This window comes from Modestobacter sp. SYSU DS0511, assembly GCF_054050755.1.
Map to the genome: position 1 here is coordinate 1 of NZ_JBJGZY010000034.1, position 14,953 is coordinate 14,953.

Annotated in this window: 17 protein-coding genes; 4 read left to right on the top strand and 13 right to left on the bottom strand. The window is 75.4% G+C overall.

Annotated features, from left to right (window positions below):
- From ACI783_RS15530 to ACI783_RS15555, 6 genes are all read right to left on the bottom strand, one after another.
- Positions 1 to 484 (bottom strand): helix-turn-helix domain-containing protein (locus ACI783_RS15530; protein ID WP_457141275.1); only part of this gene is annotated, 484 nt, incomplete at its 3' end.
- Positions 485 to 631: 147 nt separating this feature from the next.
- Positions 632 to 1,600, bottom strand: coding sequence for an asparaginase (locus tag ACI783_RS15535; RefSeq protein WP_457141276.1), 969 nt, complete (start codon positions 1,598 to 1,600; stop codon positions 632 to 634).
- Positions 1,597 to 2,160, bottom strand: a complete 564-nt coding sequence (locus ACI783_RS15540; protein ID WP_457078789.1) for an RsiG family protein — start codon at positions 2,158 to 2,160, stop codon at positions 1,597 to 1,599. Before ACI783_RS15540 ends, ACI783_RS15535 begins: the two co-directional genes overlap by 4 nt.
- Positions 2,157 to 3,029, bottom strand: a complete 873-nt coding sequence (locus ACI783_RS15545) for a 3-keto-5-aminohexanoate cleavage protein (protein WP_457141277.1) — start codon at positions 3,027 to 3,029, stop codon at positions 2,157 to 2,159. Before ACI783_RS15545 ends, ACI783_RS15540 begins: the two co-directional genes overlap by 4 nt.
- Entirely contained in the window at positions 3,026 to 4,150 is a 1,125-nt protein-coding gene (gene ygfZ / locus ACI783_RS15550) for a CAF17-like 4Fe-4S cluster assembly/insertion protein YgfZ (RefSeq protein ID WP_457141278.1), read from the bottom strand. The genes ACI783_RS15545 and ygfZ overlap by 4 nt, the downstream gene beginning before the upstream one ends.
- Complete coding sequence (locus tag ACI783_RS15555) at positions 4,147 to 4,626, bottom strand: Fur family transcriptional regulator (RefSeq protein WP_457141279.1); 480 nt, start codon at positions 4,624 to 4,626, stop codon at positions 4,147 to 4,149. Before ACI783_RS15555 ends, ygfZ begins: the two co-directional genes overlap by 4 nt.
- A 38-nt stretch (positions 4,627 to 4,664) precedes the next feature.
- On the opposite strand from ACI783_RS15555, the gene ACI783_RS15560 reads away from it, so the two are divergent.
- The 3 genes from ACI783_RS15560 to ACI783_RS15570 all read left to right on the top strand — a co-directional run bounded on the left by ACI783_RS15560 (position 4,665) and on the right by ACI783_RS15570 (position 8,081).
- Positions 4,665 to 5,510, top strand: a complete 846-nt coding sequence (locus ACI783_RS15560; RefSeq protein WP_457141280.1) for an aminotransferase class IV — start codon at positions 4,665 to 4,667, stop codon at positions 5,508 to 5,510.
- Positions 5,511 to 5,619: 109 nt separating this feature from the next.
- Positions 5,620 to 7,017, top strand: coding sequence for a Na+/H+ antiporter NhaA (nhaA, locus tag ACI783_RS15565; protein ID WP_457141281.1), 1,398 nt, complete (start codon positions 5,620 to 5,622; stop codon positions 7,015 to 7,017).
- 338 nt (positions 7,018 to 7,355) lie between these two features.
- A complete protein-coding gene (locus ACI783_RS15570) occupies positions 7,356 to 8,081 on the top strand; it encodes a hypothetical protein (protein ID WP_457141282.1) in 726 nt (241 codons plus the stop codon).
- Positions 8,082 to 8,158: 77 nt separating this feature from the next.
- Here the strand turns inward: ACI783_RS15570 and ACI783_RS15575 are convergent, their stop codons facing one another.
- The 3 genes from ACI783_RS15575 to ACI783_RS15585 form a co-directional block, all read right to left on the bottom strand.
- Positions 8,159 to 9,862: a DUF885 domain-containing protein gene (locus ACI783_RS15575; protein WP_457141283.1), complete on the bottom strand. Its 1,704-nt coding sequence runs from the start codon at positions 9,860 to 9,862 to the stop codon at positions 8,159 to 8,161.
- Between the two features lie 2 nt (positions 9,863 to 9,864).
- A complete protein-coding gene (locus ACI783_RS15580; protein WP_457078806.1) occupies positions 9,865 to 10,437 on the bottom strand; it encodes an FABP family protein in 573 nt (190 codons plus the stop codon).
- Between the two features lie 119 nt (positions 10,438 to 10,556).
- Entirely contained in the window at positions 10,557 to 11,525 is a 969-nt protein-coding gene (locus ACI783_RS15585) for an NAD-dependent epimerase/dehydratase family protein (protein ID WP_457141284.1), read from the bottom strand.
- Between the two features lie 127 nt (positions 11,526 to 11,652).
- On the opposite strand from ACI783_RS15585, the gene ACI783_RS15590 reads away from it, so the two are divergent.
- Positions 11,653 to 12,339: a TetR/AcrR family transcriptional regulator gene (locus ACI783_RS15590; protein ID WP_457141285.1), complete on the top strand. Its 687-nt coding sequence runs from the start codon at positions 11,653 to 11,655 to the stop codon at positions 12,337 to 12,339.
- Between the two features lie 175 nt (positions 12,340 to 12,514).
- On the opposite strand, the gene ACI783_RS15595 is transcribed toward ACI783_RS15590, so the two are convergent.
- The 4 genes from ACI783_RS15595 to ACI783_RS15610 all read right to left on the bottom strand — a co-directional run bounded on the left by ACI783_RS15595 (position 12,515) and on the right by ACI783_RS15610 (position 14,950).
- Entirely contained in the window at positions 12,515 to 12,808 is a 294-nt protein-coding gene (locus ACI783_RS15595; protein ID WP_457078812.1) for a DUF1416 domain-containing protein, read from the bottom strand.
- 1 nt (position 12,809) lies between these two features.
- Positions 12,810 to 13,643 (bottom strand): sulfurtransferase, encoded by an 834-nt coding sequence (locus ACI783_RS15600; RefSeq protein ID WP_457141286.1) that lies wholly within the window; start codon positions 13,641 to 13,643, stop codon positions 12,810 to 12,812.
- Between the two features lie 229 nt (positions 13,644 to 13,872).
- Positions 13,873 to 14,211 carry a thioredoxin family protein gene (locus ACI783_RS15605; RefSeq protein ID WP_457141287.1) on the bottom strand — a complete coding sequence of 113 codons (339 nt, stop codon included), beginning with the start codon at positions 14,209 to 14,211 and terminating at the stop codon, positions 13,873 to 13,875.
- Between the two features lie 46 nt (positions 14,212 to 14,257).
- On the bottom strand, positions 14,258 to 14,950 hold the full coding sequence (locus ACI783_RS15610) for an LmeA family phospholipid-binding protein (protein ID WP_457141288.1): 693 nt from the start codon (positions 14,948 to 14,950) through the stop codon (positions 14,258 to 14,260).
- Positions 14,951 to 14,953 lie beyond the last annotated feature (3 nt).

Consider the following 14,953-nt stretch of genomic DNA (forward strand, 5'->3'; position numbering starts at 1 on the left):
GGGGGGGGGGGCGCGGGGGGGCGGGCGGGTGGGCCACCGGGGCGGTCTCCGCCTGCTCGCGGGCGTGCTCCCGGGCGTAGGTCTCGTAGAGCTCCAGGAGAACGGCCCGGTGCCGCTCGGAGAGCGCCGGATCGGCGCGGATCGCCGCGACGGTGCCGGCGGTGCCCGACCGGCGGTCGAGGAAGCCGGCCTGCTCGTAGAGGGTCTCCGCGGAGATCTTCAGGCCGCGGGCGATCTGGGCGAGGATCTCCGCCGACGGCTTGCGCAGCCCGCGCTCGACCTGGGACAGGTAGGGGTTGCTCACCCCCGCGGCGCGGGCCAGTTCGCGCAGTGACACCTGGGCGGCGCTGCGCTGCGTGCGGATGAACTCGCCCACGTGGGAGCCCACGTTCGCCGGCACGTGGCCGGCCTCCGCCGCGGCCGAGGTGACCGTCTCGCGGACAGCGCTCACCTGCTCGCGGACGAACTCCGTGGGACGAGGCACCGTTCCACCGTAACCAGCGGTGCTAGCTCTTGCAAGCGCACCGCTAGCACCCGGGTCGACCCACCGCACCGACCGTGGAGCCGCGGCGTGGCCCGGCCCGACGGTCGACCAGGCGGCTCCGGCCTCCGCGCCGGCACCCGCCCCGGGTCAGGCGAGCGACGCCGCCGCCCGCACCTCGCCGACCACTCCCTCGCCACCGCTCACCGGCGTGAGCTGCCAGCGGGACAGCACCTCGGCCGGCACGCCCAGGCGCAGCAGCCCGGCGGTCAGCGCGGGCAGCCGCCCGCGGTCGCCGCCGTCGTCCAGCTTGAGCGCCACGGCACCGGCGCCGGGCAGGGCGGCGACGTGCACACCGTCGGCGCCTCCCTTCACCAGCAGCTCGGGCACGTCCTGCATGAGCTCGGTGTCGTCCCGTCCGGTGCCGGCCACCAGCCAGGGGTGGGCACGCATCGCGTCGGCGACCAGCCGGCCGGGCGTGCCCGGGTCGGCCTGCACCAGCGAGAGCACCCCGCGGGCCAGCCCGGTCAGCGACAGGGCGTGCTGGGGCGCGCCGCAGCCGTCGACGACCACAGCGCTGACCGGCTCCCCGGCCGCCTCTCCCAGCCGCGCCTCGATCGCCTGCTGCAGCGGGTGCTCCCGAGCGAGGTAGCCCTCGGTCGGCCAGCCCGCGGCCACGCAGGCCGACAGCATCGCGGCGTGCTTGCCCGAGCAGTTCATCGCCAGCCGGTCGGGCGCCCGCCCCGCCACCAGCCACTGCGCCCGGGTGCCCTCGTGCTGCGGCAGCGCGGGCGGGCAACCCAGGTCGCCGGGCCCCAGCCCGGCTCCGGCCAGCAGCTGGGCGGCGAGCTCGCGGTGCCCGTCCTCACCGCTGTGCGAGGCCGCGCCGAGGGCCAGCTCCCGGTCGTCCCGGGGGCGCCAGCCGGCGTCCAGCAGCGCCGTGGCCTGCACCGGCTTGTTCGCCGAACGCGGCAGCACCGGACGGCGGACGTCGCCCACCTCGAGCAACGGGGCGCCCGCGGCGTCCAGCACGACGAGCGAGCCGCGGTGCACCGACTCCAGGAACCCCGAGCGCCACACCTCGACCAGCACCGGCGAGCCCGGCCAGCCCGTCGTCATGGGCGGTGCCGCGACTCGTCGGCGAGCAGCTGGGCGACGTCGGCCAGGCCGTCCCGGTAGCGCCGGCCCAGCTCCCCGGCCAGGGCGTCCATCACCTGCTGCACCCCGCGCCGGCGCTCCGACAGGCTGCGCTCGCCCTCGCCCAGCGCCCGCGCGGCGCGCTCGAGCTGGTCGTCGGGCAGCGCCGGGACGTCGGAGAGGTCGACCCCGGGAGCCAGGCCGTTCACCCAGTGCTCGTGCTGCCCGGGGTCGGTGGGCTGCACGGTCTGGTGGCGACCCAGGCCGTGCGCGGGGCCCCGGCCCTTCTCGGCGAGGATCTCCGGCAGCAGGTCGACCAGTGAGCGGCCGTCGTGCTCGGCGCGGCGCTGCAGCTCCCGGCGGACGATGTCCAGCCGGCCCTGCAGCAGGCGGCGCGTGTAGGAGAGGTTGACCTCGGCCTGCTCGGCCTGCTGGCGCAGTGCGCGGACCTCGCTCATCGGCAGCTGCTCCACCCCGTCCAGGAAGGACGGGTCGAGCAGCGCGTCGACGGCGGCGCCGCCGGCAGCGGTCGGGCTGGTCACGGGGCGACCTCCACGGGGGTGTGCTGGACGGGGTCAGTGGCGCCCAGCAGCTGCCGGGCCTGCGCCGGGGACAGCGGCGGACGCTGGGCGATCCGGGCGAGCCCGGCCGCACGCGCCACCAGCTGGGCGTTGTCGCGCACCGGCTCGCCCGGTGCGTAGGTGAGGGTGTCCTCCATGCCGACGCGCAGGTGCCCGCCGGCCGACAGCGCGGCCAGCATCACCGGCAGCGAGGTGCGCCCCACGCCGGTGGCGGCGAACGTCGCACCGGGCGGGAGGGCGGGCAGACAGGCGGCCAGCGCCGCCGTCGTCCCGGGCATGCCGCCGGGCACGCCCATGACCAGGTCGACGTGCACGTGCCCACCGTGCGGCGGGCCGTGCCGGTCGAGCAGGCGCGCCAGGGTGGCCAGGTGGCCGAGGTCGAACACCTCGTACTCGGGGACGATGCCGCGCTCCTGCATCCGGGTGTGCAGCTCGACGATCAGGTCCCAGGGGTTGGAGAACACGTCCCGGCCGAAGTTCACCGTGCCCAGCGACAGCGATGCGGCGTCCGGCCCGGCGTCCAGGACGGCCAGGCGCGCCTCGGCCGGGTCGGTGACCGCCCCGCCGGTGGACAGCTGCACCACCAGGTCGGTGGCCTCCCGCACCGCGGCGACCACCTCCCGCACCCGCGGCAGGTCGAGCGTGGGGCGGGTGTCGACGTCCCGGACGTGCAGGTGCAGGACGGCGGCGCCGAGCGCCTGGCAGTCGCGGGCCGTGGCGACGACCTCCTCGACGGTGACCGGCAGCGCCGGCACGTCGGCCTTGGCCGACTCCGCCCCGGTGGGGGCGAGGGTGATCAGAGTCCCCTCGACGCCGCCGGCAGTGCTCACGCCCGCATCGTCGCAGACCGCACGGCCCGGACCCGGTTCCGGGCCGCAGCCACGTCGGCGTCGACCTCCTGCGGCCCGTCGTCGGGGTCGATCCCGGCGACGGCGTCGCCGACGTGCAGCGCCGCGTCCGGGGCGACGGACTGCTTCACCAGGGCCAGCGCGATCACGCCGAGCTCGTGGTGGCGCACCACGGTGCCGACCCGGCCGACGTCGCGGCTGCCGGAGGTGACCGGCGTGCCGGGGGCGGGGAGCGCCTCGCTCATGCCGTCCAGGTGCAGCAGCACCAGCCGCCGCGGCGGGCGGCCCAGGTTGTGCACCCGGGCGACCGTCTCCTGGCCGCGGTAGCAGCCCTTGTCCAGGTGGACGGCGGTGCGCAGCCACGGCAGCTCGTTGGGGATGGTGCGGTGGTCGGTGTCGACGCCGGCGCGCGGGCGGCGGGCCTCCACGCGCAGCGCCTCGAACGCGTCAAGCCCCGCCGGCACGGCGCCGGCGGCGAACAGCTCGTCGGCGCGGGCGGCCAGCTCGGCGCGCGGCACGAGCAGGTCGACGACCGCGGCGCTCCCGTCGCCGATCACCGGCGACCGGCGGGCCCAGCCGCCGCCGGGCAGCGGGACGACGGCGTGCTCGGCGGCCGGGACGGGCCAGCCGGCCGCGGTCAGCACCTCGTCGGCCCGCGGCCCGGCCAGGCTCAGCAGCGCCCAGGCGTCGGTGACCAGCGCCGGCTCCACGCGGAGCATGAACCGCATCTTCTGCAGCCACTCGGCCAGCGCGGCACCCGCGCCGGGCTCGGCGTCGGCCCAGGTGGTGCCGGCCAGCTCGGCGAGGACGACGTGGTGCTCCACGTGCCCGTTGGGCCCCAGGAACAGCGCCTCGGTGCCGGTGCCGTCGGCGAGCTCCCGCAGGTGCTGGGAGCTGAGGTCGTGCAGCCAGGTCAGCCGGTCCGCGCCGGTCACGGTCAGCACGTCCCGGTCGCTGCGGTCGACCAGCCCGGCACCCTCGGCCAGGCGGCGCTGCTCGGGCAGCGGCTCGCCGTAGTGCGCGGCGACCGTGCCGGTGCCGCCGTCCGGGAGGGCGAGCGCGACGGCGCCCGGCCGGGACAGCAACGGGGAGGGGGTGGTCATGAGTGCTCCGTCCGGATCGTGTCGGCGCAGGCCCGGCAGGTGCCCGACAGCGCCACGTGGCCCACGTCCAGCGTGAAACCCAGTTCGACCCCCAGACGTTCCGCGGCGCCGTCGAGCACCGTCGGGTCGACCGAGCTGATCTCACCGCAGGCCTGGCAGACCACGTGCACGTGCCGGTGCTGCTGGCCCGCGTGGTAGATCGGGGCGCCCTTGCCCAGGTGGGTGTGCCACACCAGGCCGAGCTGCTCGAGCAGCTCGAGGGTCCGGTAGACCGTGGAGGTGTCCGGGGCGGCGCCGCCCGGGCCGGCCTCGGCCCGCAAGCGCGAGCTGATGTCCTCCGGGGTGCCGTGCGAGAGCGCGGTCACGGCGGCGAGCACCCGCTGGCGCTGGGTGGTCAGCCGCAGCCCCCGGGCCCGCAGCTGCTCGGCCAGCGGCGCGGTGCTGGTCTCCCCGGACGGACTGAGCTCGTCGGACACGCCGCCAGCCTAGGACCGCCGTACGGCAGGGTGGAGCCGTGACGAGCACGCGCGTGGCGGTCTGGACCGACGGCGGAGCCCGGGTGGTCGACCCCGCCCAGCCGGTGGTGACCGCACTGGACCTCGGTCTGGGGCGGGGCGACGGCTGCTTCGAGTCGGTGCTGGTGACCGGCGGCACGACCCCGCAGCTGGCCGGGCACCTCTCCCGGCTGCGCCGTTCGGCCGCGCTGATGGAGCTCTCGCACCCCGGCGACGACGCGGTGCGCGCGGTCGTCGGCGCGCTCGTCACGGGCTGGCCGGCCGAGGTCGACGGCGCCTGCCGGGTGTTCCTCACCCGCGGGCTCGGCGACGGCACCCCGCCCACGCTGCTCGCCCTGCTGGCCCCGGTGCCGGCGGAGACGCTGCGCCAGCGGGAGCAGGGGGTGGCGGTGGTGACCCTCACCCTGGGGCTGGCCGCCGACGTCCGGGCGGGCGCCCCGTGGCTGCTGGGCGGGGCGAAGACCCTCTCCTACGCCGTCAACATGGCCGCGCTGCGCGAGGCCCACCGGCGCGGCGCCGACGACGTCGTCTTCACCGCGCTGGACGGGCAGCTGCTGGAGGGGCCGACGTCGACCGTCGTCTGGGCCGCGGGCGGGCGACTGCACACCCCACCGGCCGAGACCGGCATCCTCGCCGGCACCACCCAGGCGCGCCTGTTCGCCGCCGCGGAGGCCGACGGCTGGCCCACCGCGGTCACCCGCGGGACGGTCGCGGACCTGCACACCGCCGAGGCCGTCTGGCTGCTGTCCGGGATCCGCGGCGCCACCGCCGTCGTCCGGGTCGACGGAGTGGCGCGGGGGGACGGCGGGCTGACCACCCGGGTGCGCGAGCTGCTGGCCGGCTGAGCGGCGATCACGGCTGGAGTGATCCCCGTCCCCGGTAGTGTGGTCGGGAGGTGCGCCGGGAAGTCTGGTCGGCAACTTCCTTCCCGACCCCGCACAACGGAGCCGCCACGTGAGCAATCCCACCCGCCTGTTCAGCCGGGGGTCCTACCCGGAGGCGACACGGATCGCCGGGGTCCTGCGCAAGGAGACCGTCGGCGGGGCGCTGCTGCTGGTGGGCACCGTGATCGCCCTGGTCTGGGCCAACTCGCCGTGGTCGGCGGCATACGAGTCGCTGCGCGACACCCGGGTCGGGCCGGAGTCGCTGCACCTGGACCTCACCCTCGGCACCTGGGCCGCCGACGGGCTGCTGGCGATCTTCTTCTTCGTGGTCGGGCTGGAGCTCAAGCGCGAGTTCGTCGCCGGTGACCTGCGCGACCCCCGCCGTGCAGTCCTCCCCGTCGCGGCCGCGGTCGGCGGCATGGTCGTCCCGGCCCTGCTGTTCGTCCTGGTGAACCTGGGCACCGGTGACGGCGCCCTGCGCGGCTGGGCCATCCCCACGGCCACCGACATCGCGTTCGCGCTCGCCGTCCTGGCCGTGATCAGCACCCACCTGCCCACGGCGCTGCGCACGTTCCTGCTGACCCTGGCGGTGGTCGACGACCTGCTGGCCATCACGGTGATCGCCCTCTTCTACACCTCCAGCCTGGCGCTCACGCCGCTGCTGCTGGCGCTCGTCCCGCTCGCCGTCTTCGGCTTCCTGGTGCAGAAGCGCATCCGGTCCTGGTGGCTGCTCCTCCCCCTCGCGGTGATCACCTGGGTGCTCGTGCACGAGTCCGGGGTGCACGCCACGGTCGCCGGGGTGCTGCTGGCCTTCACCGTGCCCGTGGTGCGCAGCCAGGCCGCCGGCGGGCCGGAGGCCGGGCCGGGCCTGGCCGAGCACCTCGAGCACCGCATCCGCCCCATCTCCGCGGGCTTCGCCGTCCCGGTGTTCGCCTTCTTCGCTGCGGGCGTGACCATCGGCGGCTTCTCGGGTCTCCTCGAGTCGCTGTCCGACCCGGTCGCCATCGGCATCGTGGTGGGCCTGGTGGCCGGCAAGACGATCGGCATCACCGGCGCCACCTGGCTGGTCTCCCGCTTCACCCGCGCCGAGCTCGACGAGTCGCTGGGCTGGCCCGACGTCATCGGGCTGGCCATGCTCGCCGGGATCGGGTTCACCGTCTCGCTGCTCATCGGCGCGCTCGCGTACGGCGAGGGCTCGCTGCGCGACGAGCACGTGAAGGTCGGCGTCCTCGTCGGCACCCTGACGGCGGCCCTGCTGGCCTCGATCCTGCTGAAGACGCGCGACCGCCGGTACCGCGCGATCGCCGCGATCGAGGTGGCGGACCGCAACCTGGACGGCGTGCCCGACGTCTACCAGACCGAGGACGGGCGCACGATCCGCACCGTGGACGACAAGGCCACCCACGACCCGGACTGGGAGGACACCCCGCCGCCCGGGCGCACCGTCGGCCCGTCCGCCGACAGCTGAACGAATGTCGTTGCCGACTCCCGGAACCGGTCGTACCGTCTCAGGTACACGAGAGAGGAGGTGGTCCGGAAGTTGCATACGTTCAGGACTCGTGAGGTGGCTGTCCGCTAGCCGCCGTCCAGATGGGCCGCCCGTTCAGGCACTGCCGAAGACCGGCAGGAACTGAACGACGGCAATCCCGCCCGTCCGTCGTACGGCGGCGAGCGAGAACCGGACAGTCACCCGACCCCCGGGCCGCCGACCGTTGTCCAGTCGGCCCGCGTGCAGCTCCCGCTCCGGCGGGCCCAGCGCCGCGGAGCAGCCCGGGGGTTGTCCGTTCCCTGGGGAGACTCGACGCCGTGCAGTTCGCCGGGCGCGCGGTCGCGCTGGACACCACCGCGGGCCTGTGGCTTGCCGAGGCCGCCCGGAGCGCCCGCCCGGAGACCGTGGCCGCGCTCGTGCCCGCCGGCTTCCCGGCGCTGGCCCGGATCTTCCACCCCGCCATCCGCTACGTCGGGGACGACGACGTCGAGGTCCCCTGGTCCTCCGTCGCCGCCGCCAACGGCACCGCCGCCCACCCGCTGATGCAGTGGGGCTCGGTCACCGGGGCGATGGACTACTTCGAGAACGACGACCAGGCCCCGCTGTGGCACGGCGCCCCCGCCCGCGGGCACCTGCCCGTGCCGGTCGCCGAGCGCCTGGTCGAGGTGCTCACCCGGTACACCCGCACCCCCGACGTCTGCTGGTTCGGCGTCGCGCTGGGCGGCGCGGTGATCACCGACCACCCGACCCTGACCCTGACCGACCGGGAGTACTGGCTGGTCAACGGGCCCGTGTCGCTGGCCGCGGAGAACTTCGCCGCCGAGCCCTACGAGCAGAGCGCCAACCTGTGGTGGCCGGCCGACCGGGCCTGGTGCGTGGCCACCGACATCGACCTGGTGACCACCTACGTCGGAGGCAGCACCCCCTGCATCGCCGAGCTGCTCGAACTCCCGGAGCTGGAGACCGCACCGGCCGCCGCCACCGACCGCACCACCTGGGACGCCGACGAGGTCAACCCCGTCCCCGCCGACGCCCCCGACTGAGGAAGGACCCCCTCGCCCCCCACCGCTCGCACGCTCGCGGCGGGCCCCTGCGAGGGGGCCGGGGACGGGGCCCTTCGTTACAGCTGGGCGAGCTCGGCTTCGAGGTCGTCGAGGCCCAGGCTGCCCTGGGAGAGCGCGGCCATGTGCCAGGCCTTGAGGTCGAAGCCGGCACCCCGGGCCTGCTGGGCGGCCGCCCGGCCGGCGAGCCAGGCCCGCTCCCCCAGCTTGTAGCTGATCGCCTGCCCGGGCATGCCGAGGTAGCGCACCAGCTCGCTGTCCAGGAACTCCGGGGCGCGGCCGCAGAAGTCGCCGAAGAAGGCGCGGGCCAGCTCCGGCGTCCACGGCTCCCCGCCGCGCCCCGCGATCGAGCCCGTGACGTCCTCGGGGATGGGCAGCTCCAGGTGCATGCCGATGTCGATGACCACGCGGACGGCGCGCATCTGCTGCGCGTCCAGGTAGCCCAGCCGCGCACCGGTGTCGCCCAGGAAGCCCAGCTCGTCCATCAGCCGCTCGGCGTAGAGCGCCCAGCCCTCGGCGTTCGCGCTCACCATGCCCAGCGAGGTCTGGTAGGTCGACAGCTCGCCCGAGACGTAGGCCCACTGGGCCAGCTGCAGGTGGTGGCCGGGAACGCCCTCGTGGTACCAGGTGGAGACCAGGTCCCACAGCGGGAAGCGGTCCTTCCCCAAGGTGGGCAGCCAGGTGCGGCCGGGCCGGGAGAAGTCCTGCGTGGGCCGGGTGTAGTAGGGCGCGGCGGCGCTGCCCGGGGGCGCGATCATCGCCTCGACCCGGCGCACCGGCTCGGCGATGTCGAAGTGCACCCCGTCGAGCGCGTCCATCGCCTCGTCCATCATGGTCTGCAGCCGCTGCCGGATGGCCTCGACGCCCTGGACCGCCTCGCCGTGCTCGTTGAGCCAGCGCATCGCCTCCATCGGCGTGCTGCCCGGCAGGACGAGCTCGGCCAGCGTGCGCTGCTCGGCGAGGATCCGCTGGTGCTCGGCCCAGCCCCAGGCGTAGGCCTCCTCGAGGCCACCGTTCGCGCCGAGGTCGCTCCCGTTCCAGGACCGGGCGAAGCGGGCGTACCGCTCGCGGCCCACGGCGTCCGGCGTGCCCTCGGTCTGCGGGGCGTACTCGTCGCGGAGGTAGTCCCGGACCTCGGCGACGGCGGCGTCGGCGGCCTGCGCGGCGGCGTCCAGCTCAGCGCGCAGCTCGTCGGGGCCCGCGGCCACCAGGCCGGCGAAGTACGGGCCGGTCAGCCACTCGTCGAGCTGGCCGACGACGGTCTGCACCTGCCGCGGCGCGGCGAACAGCCCGCGGGCCGCGCCCGCGGACAGGGACGCGCGGTAGCCGCGGTAGGCCTCCGGCACCCGGGACAGCCGCCGCGCCAGCACCGCCCAGTCCTCGGTGCTCCCGGTCGGCATCAGCGAGAAGACCTGCCGGATGGAGTGCACCGGGGAGAAGAGGTTGGACACCGAACGGAGGTGCTCGCCGGCCTCGTGCAGGTCCAGGGCGGCGGTCAACCGCTCCCGCAGCAACCGGGCACACCGCCGCTCGACCGGGTCCTCGGCCAGCGCCGGGTCCTCGGCCAGCACCCGGTCGAGCTCGGTGAGCGTGCGGCGGGCCAGTTCCGCCTCCGCCTCGGCACCGGCGGGGCTGGTGTCCGGCAGCCGGTCGTCGCCGGGCCGGGTGCCCAGGGCGGTGGCCACGAGCGGGTCGAGGTCGGAGATCGCCTCGACGTAGGCGTCGGCGACCTGCCGCGGGGTGCGGGGCGCGGGGCTGGGCACGGTCAGCGGATCCTCTCCAGGCGGGCGGACATGGTCGGCCGCAGCGGCTGGTCGCCGGCAGCCCGGTCGATGGCGTACATCAGCGCGCCGTCGACGATCCCGTAGAGCCGGGTGGCGCGGCTGGTGTCGGGGTGGTCGGGGGTGCGGGCCAGCACGTCGCTGACCAGCTCCCAGCTCGTCGTCGTCCGGGCCGTGCCGGCGTAGATCTCGACCAGGCCGGCCGGGGAGGCGACGAGCACCTCCACCTCGTCCTCGCCGCGCGGGCGCCAGAAGCCGGTCTCCCGCTGGTCGGCGCCGACGACCTCGCCGTCGTCGCTCAGCCGCCAGGTGCGCGACTCGTAGAAGAGGAACCCCCGGCCGTCGTGGGCGAAGCGCACCCACTGCCCGAAGCGGTGGTCGCCGCCGGACCCGGCGGCCTGCCCCTCGCCGTGCCACTCACCCAGCAGCGGGAGCAGGGACAGCAGCTCGTGGGCGACCTCCGGGCCCTCGCGGACGTCGACGGTGTCGGGCACCGGGAGCTCGGTCGGCCCGCTGGCCGGCTGCGGGGGCAGCCCCGGCGGCGTGGGCGCGGTCATCGGGCGCGCTCCGGACGTGCGCGGCGCGTCAGCCGCCACGCGGACGCCGCGCAGCCGACGGCGGTCAGCGCGGTGCACGCCACCAGGAACCAGGCGGAGAACAGACCCATGGGGCCACGCTATCCGCGCGCTCCCACGCCGGCTCCCGCGGCCCCGCCCTGTGCCGCCGACCAGCTCTGCACCGTCGTCCGGACGACGTCGTCCCAGGGCGTCGCGGTCAGCCCGAAGGTCGCCGTCGTCTCGGACGCGTCCAGCACGAACTCCTTGTCCCACTGGTGCCGGATCGCCACGATCTCGCGCATCAGCGGGACGGCGAGCCCCGCGGCGCGCAACACCGGCCAGGGGGTTCCGGTGACCCTGGCCGGCGGTGCACCCATGGCCCGGGCCAGGTCGGTCAACGCCCGCCGCTGGGAGAGGGGCGCGGAGCTGGGCACGTGCCAGGCGCGCCCCCAGGACCGGCCATCGCCGCCCAGCGCGACCAGGGTGGCCGCGGCGTCGGGCACGTTGGTCCAGCTGCGCGGGACGTCGGGGTTCCCGATCACCCACGCCCGCCGACCGCGGCGCAGGGTGTCCAGCTGGCGGATCAGGTGCGACTGGGCGGCAGGGACGCCGGGCCCGACGAAGTCCGAGGCCCGGGCCTCGGTGACCCGCACCCGCCCGGCCTGCTGCGCGGCGAGCGCGTCGGTCCACATCCGGGCCCGCAGCTGGCCCTTCACGTCCGTGGCGGCCAGCGGGGTCTGCGGCGTCATCGGGCCGGACGGGCGGCCGTACCCGTAGAGGTTGCCCATGATCACCAGCCCGGCACCGGAGCGCTCGGCGGCGGTCAGCAGCGCGGCGGCCACCGGCGGCCAGTCCCGGGTCCAGGTCGTGTAGCTGGGCGGGTTGACCGCGTTGTAGAGCACGTCGGCCCGGCCGACGGCGCGCACCAGCGCCTCGGCATCAGCTGCATCGACGGCCGCGTGCCGGACGGCATCGGTGCTGGTGCCGCCGCTGCGGGAGAGCACGACCACCTCGTGCCCCTGCTCGGCCAGCAGCCGGGCCGTCGCCGAACCGACCGGGCCCTTGCCGACCACCACGTGCCGCGCCATGTCCCCTCCAGGGAGCTCGTGCGAGAGCGGTGCTCTCGTCGACGCCGACGATGGCCCCTTCGCCGGATCCTGTCAAGAGCGCCGCTCTCGGTTGTGATCGGTGCTCTCCCAGTGGCACGATCGGCCCGTGCCCCCGACCGCCCGTGAGCGCGCCCGCGCCGAGCTGACCGAGGAGATCACCGCACTGGCCCGCGCCCAGCTGGCCACCGTCGGCGCCGCCGGCCTGTCGCTGCGCGCCGTCGCCCGGGAGCTGGGGATGGTCTCCTCGGCGGTCTACCGGTACTTCCCCAGCCGCGACGACCTGCTCACCCGGCTGATCATCGACGGCTACGACGCCCTCGGGGAGGCAGCCGAACAGGCGGACGACCCGACGGCGCCGCCGATGACCCGGTGGCTCGGGATCTGCCGGGCCGTGCGCCGCTGGGCCCGGGACCACCCGCACGAGTACGCCCTGCTCTACGGCTCCCCCGTACCCGGCTACCGGGCACCGCGGGACACCGTCCCTGCGGCCGCCCGGGTGGGTGCCGTACTGGGCGGGGTGCTGGGCGACGCCGCCCGCGCCGGGTCGCTGGCCCCGGCGACCGGCCGGCCGGCCGGCACGGTCAGCGCCGACGTCATCCCGGTGCTGGGCGGGGAGCACCCGGCGATCGACGACACCGTGCGCGCGCGTGGACTGCGCGCGTGGAGCGGCCTGTTCGGCATGATCAGCTTCGAGCTGTTCGGCCACTTCGTCGGCTCGGTGGCCGACGCCGACGCGTTCTTCGACGACGGGATGCGCGACCTCGCCGGGCTCGTCGGCATCCGGGACACCTGAGTCCACCGCTCACCCGAGCGGGTCGGCCCGCTCAGGGCGGGGTCCAGCCGCGGGAGCACCCGACTCGACCCAGCCGAGGCGGGTCGAGCCGCCCTCGATCCGGGCGGGAACGCGACAGCGCCCGCCCCGGCCGGAGCCGGGACGGGCGCTGACCGGCCCCGCGCGGGGCCCACCGTCAGGAGATGGCGAGGGTGGTCTCGTTCAGCCCGACCTCGGCGTCGACCGTGCGCTCGGCGCGGCCCACCGGAGCCAGCGTGCGCAGGGTCCACGTACCCGGCGCCGCGAAGAACCGGAACTCACCCTCGGGGCTGGTCACCACCTCGGCGGTGAACTCGCCCGTGGCGTCGAGCAGGCGCACGTAGGCGCCGGCCACCGGGGAGCCGTCGTGCCAGACCGAACCCTGGATCACCGTCTGGGTGGTCAGGTCGATCCCGGCCAGGGCACCGCCCTGCTTCGGGGCGCCGCACATGTCAGGCGCCCTTCGCGATCGGGACGCCGACCAGCGAGCCGTACTCGGTCCAGGAACCGTCGTAGTTCTTGACGTTCTCCTGGCCCAGCAGCTCCCGCAGCACGAACCAGGTGTGGCTCGAGCGCTCGCCGATGCGGCAGTAGGCGATGGTGTCCTTGCCGCTGTCCAGCCCGGCGTCCTCGTAGAGCTTGCGCAGCTCGTCGTCGCTCTTGAAGGTGCCGTCCTCGTTGGCGGCCTTGCTCCACGGCACGTTGATCGCGGTGGGGACGTGGCCGGGACGCTGGGCACCCTCCTGCGGCAGGTGCGCCGGGGCGGTGAGCTTGCCGGAGAACTCGTCGGGCGAGCGGACGTCGACCAGGTTCTGCGCGCCGATCGCGGCCACGACCTCGTCGCGGAACGCGCGGATCGAGGTGTCGGGCTCGGCGGCCTGGTACTGGGTGGCCGGGCGCTCGACGGCGTCGGTGGACAGCGGGCGGCTGTCCAGCTCCCACTTCTTGCGGCCACCGTCGATCAGCTTGACGTCACGGTGCCCGTAGACCTTGAAGTACCAGTAGGCGTAGGCGGCGAACCAGTTGTTGTTGCCGCCGTACAGCACCACGGTGTCGTCGTTGCTGATGCCCTTGGCCGACATCAGGGCGCTGAAGCCCTCGCGGTCGACGAAGTCGCGGGACTCGGCGTCCTGCAGGTCGGTCTTCCAGTCCAGCTTGACAGCGCCCTCGAGGTGGCCCTTGTCGTAGGCGCTGGTGTCCTCGTCGACCTCGACGAAGACGATGCCGGGGTCACCCAGGTGCTCCTGGGCCCAGTCGGCGGTGACGAGCACGTCGCTACGGCTCATGGGTGCGGTTCCTCCATCGGATAGGTGGATGGTGCGCGATCTGCGGTGCGTTCGCGGGGCCGGTACCCACTCGACCGCCGGCACACGGGCTCGGGCGGGAGGGGACGGCGGGGGCCGGAGGGGAGGCGTGGTTCCTCAGCAGGCCGGACAGAGGCAGCTGCCGACGCGGCACAGGTCGACTGTGCGTCGCGAGGTCAGCAGGGTGCCCACGGCTGCCGAGGGTAACGGATCACCGGGCAGGTGGGACATGGGCGTCGACCAGGGCGGCCAGCTCCTCCGGGCGCGGCGCCCCGGAGAGCCGTGCGACCACCGCCCCGGACCGGTCCAGCGCGATGAGCGTCGGGGTCACCCGGACCTCCAGCGCGCGCACCGCGTCCAGGTGGCTCTCGGCGTCGACGTGCAGGTGCCGCAGCCCCGGCCGGGTGCTCTCCAACTGCCGCAGCCGGGCACGCGTGGCGCGGCACGGCCCGCAGAAGGCGGTGGAGAACTGCACGACGGTGAGGTCGGCCTCCGCCGGGCGGGCGCCGAGCGCCGCCAGGACGGCGAGCGACTGCGCGGGACCGGTCACCTCGGGGGGAACGCCCGCCCACCACGGGCGCATTCCGCCGTGCTGGTCAGCCGCGCAGCACGGTGTCGGTCGCCTCGACCCGGACGCGGACGCCGTCGTCCTGCGGGTCCACACCGGCGAGCTGCAACCCGAAGGGCAGCTCGGGCACGGTGTAGCGGAAGTCGAGCAGGTCGGCAGCCCGGTCGACGAAGGAGCCGGGGACGTCGATGCCGACGGCCGATGCCTCCGCGACGTCGACCACGACTTCCTGACCGTCGAGGGAGACCGTGCCGGTCGCGCTGACCGGGAACTCGACCCCGAGCACGTCCAGGGTGCTGGTGATCTCCAGCCGGTCGCCCCCGGCGGGGCGCAGCGTGGTGTCCCCACCCAGCTGCTGGCTCAGCAGCGCGTAGGACAGCGTCGCCGTCCCGTCGACCCGCTCCACCGGGATCTCCTGCACCGATCCGGAGACGACGTCGGACAGCGGCACCTCGACGCCGCGCAGCACCACGTCGGCCGAGGTGCCGGCCGGCTGCCCCAGCTCCTCGGCGGTGGCCTGGATGCGCACCTCCTCGTAGCGGCCGGCGACCGCCTGGGTCAGGAACGGGAACCCGGCGATGTCCACCTCCGGCTCACTCGCGAGCCCGCCCCGCTCGACGAGCTGGCCGGCCACCTGGTCCTCGGCCACGGCCACCCCCACGCGGTCGGCGACGACGAGCAGTCCGGCCAGCAGGAGCAGCAGCACCAGGAGCGTCCGCACCGC

Coding starts and splice junctions, on each gene's coding strand:
- ACI783_RS15595 (WP_457078812.1), bottom strand. CDS start 12,808: ATGTGCGGCGCCCCGAAGCAGGGCGGTGCCCTGGCCGGGATCGACCTG.
- ygfZ (WP_457141278.1), bottom strand. CDS start 4,150: ATGACCACCCCCTCCCCGTTGCTGTCCCGGCCGGGCGCCGTCGCGCTC.
- ACI783_RS15585 (WP_457141284.1), bottom strand. CDS start 11,525: ATGGCGCGGCACGTGGTGGTCGGCAAGGGCCCGGTCGGTTCGGCGACG.
- ACI783_RS15600 (WP_457141286.1), bottom strand. CDS start 13,643: ATGAGCCGTAGCGACGTGCTCGTCACCGCCGACTGGGCCCAGGAGCAC.
- ACI783_RS15535 (WP_457141276.1), bottom strand. CDS start 1,600: ATGACGACGGGCTGGCCGGGCTCGCCGGTGCTGGTCGAGGTGTGGCGC.
- ACI783_RS15580 (WP_457078806.1), bottom strand. CDS start 10,437: ATGACCGCGCCCACGCCGCCGGGGCTGCCCCCGCAGCCGGCCAGCGGG.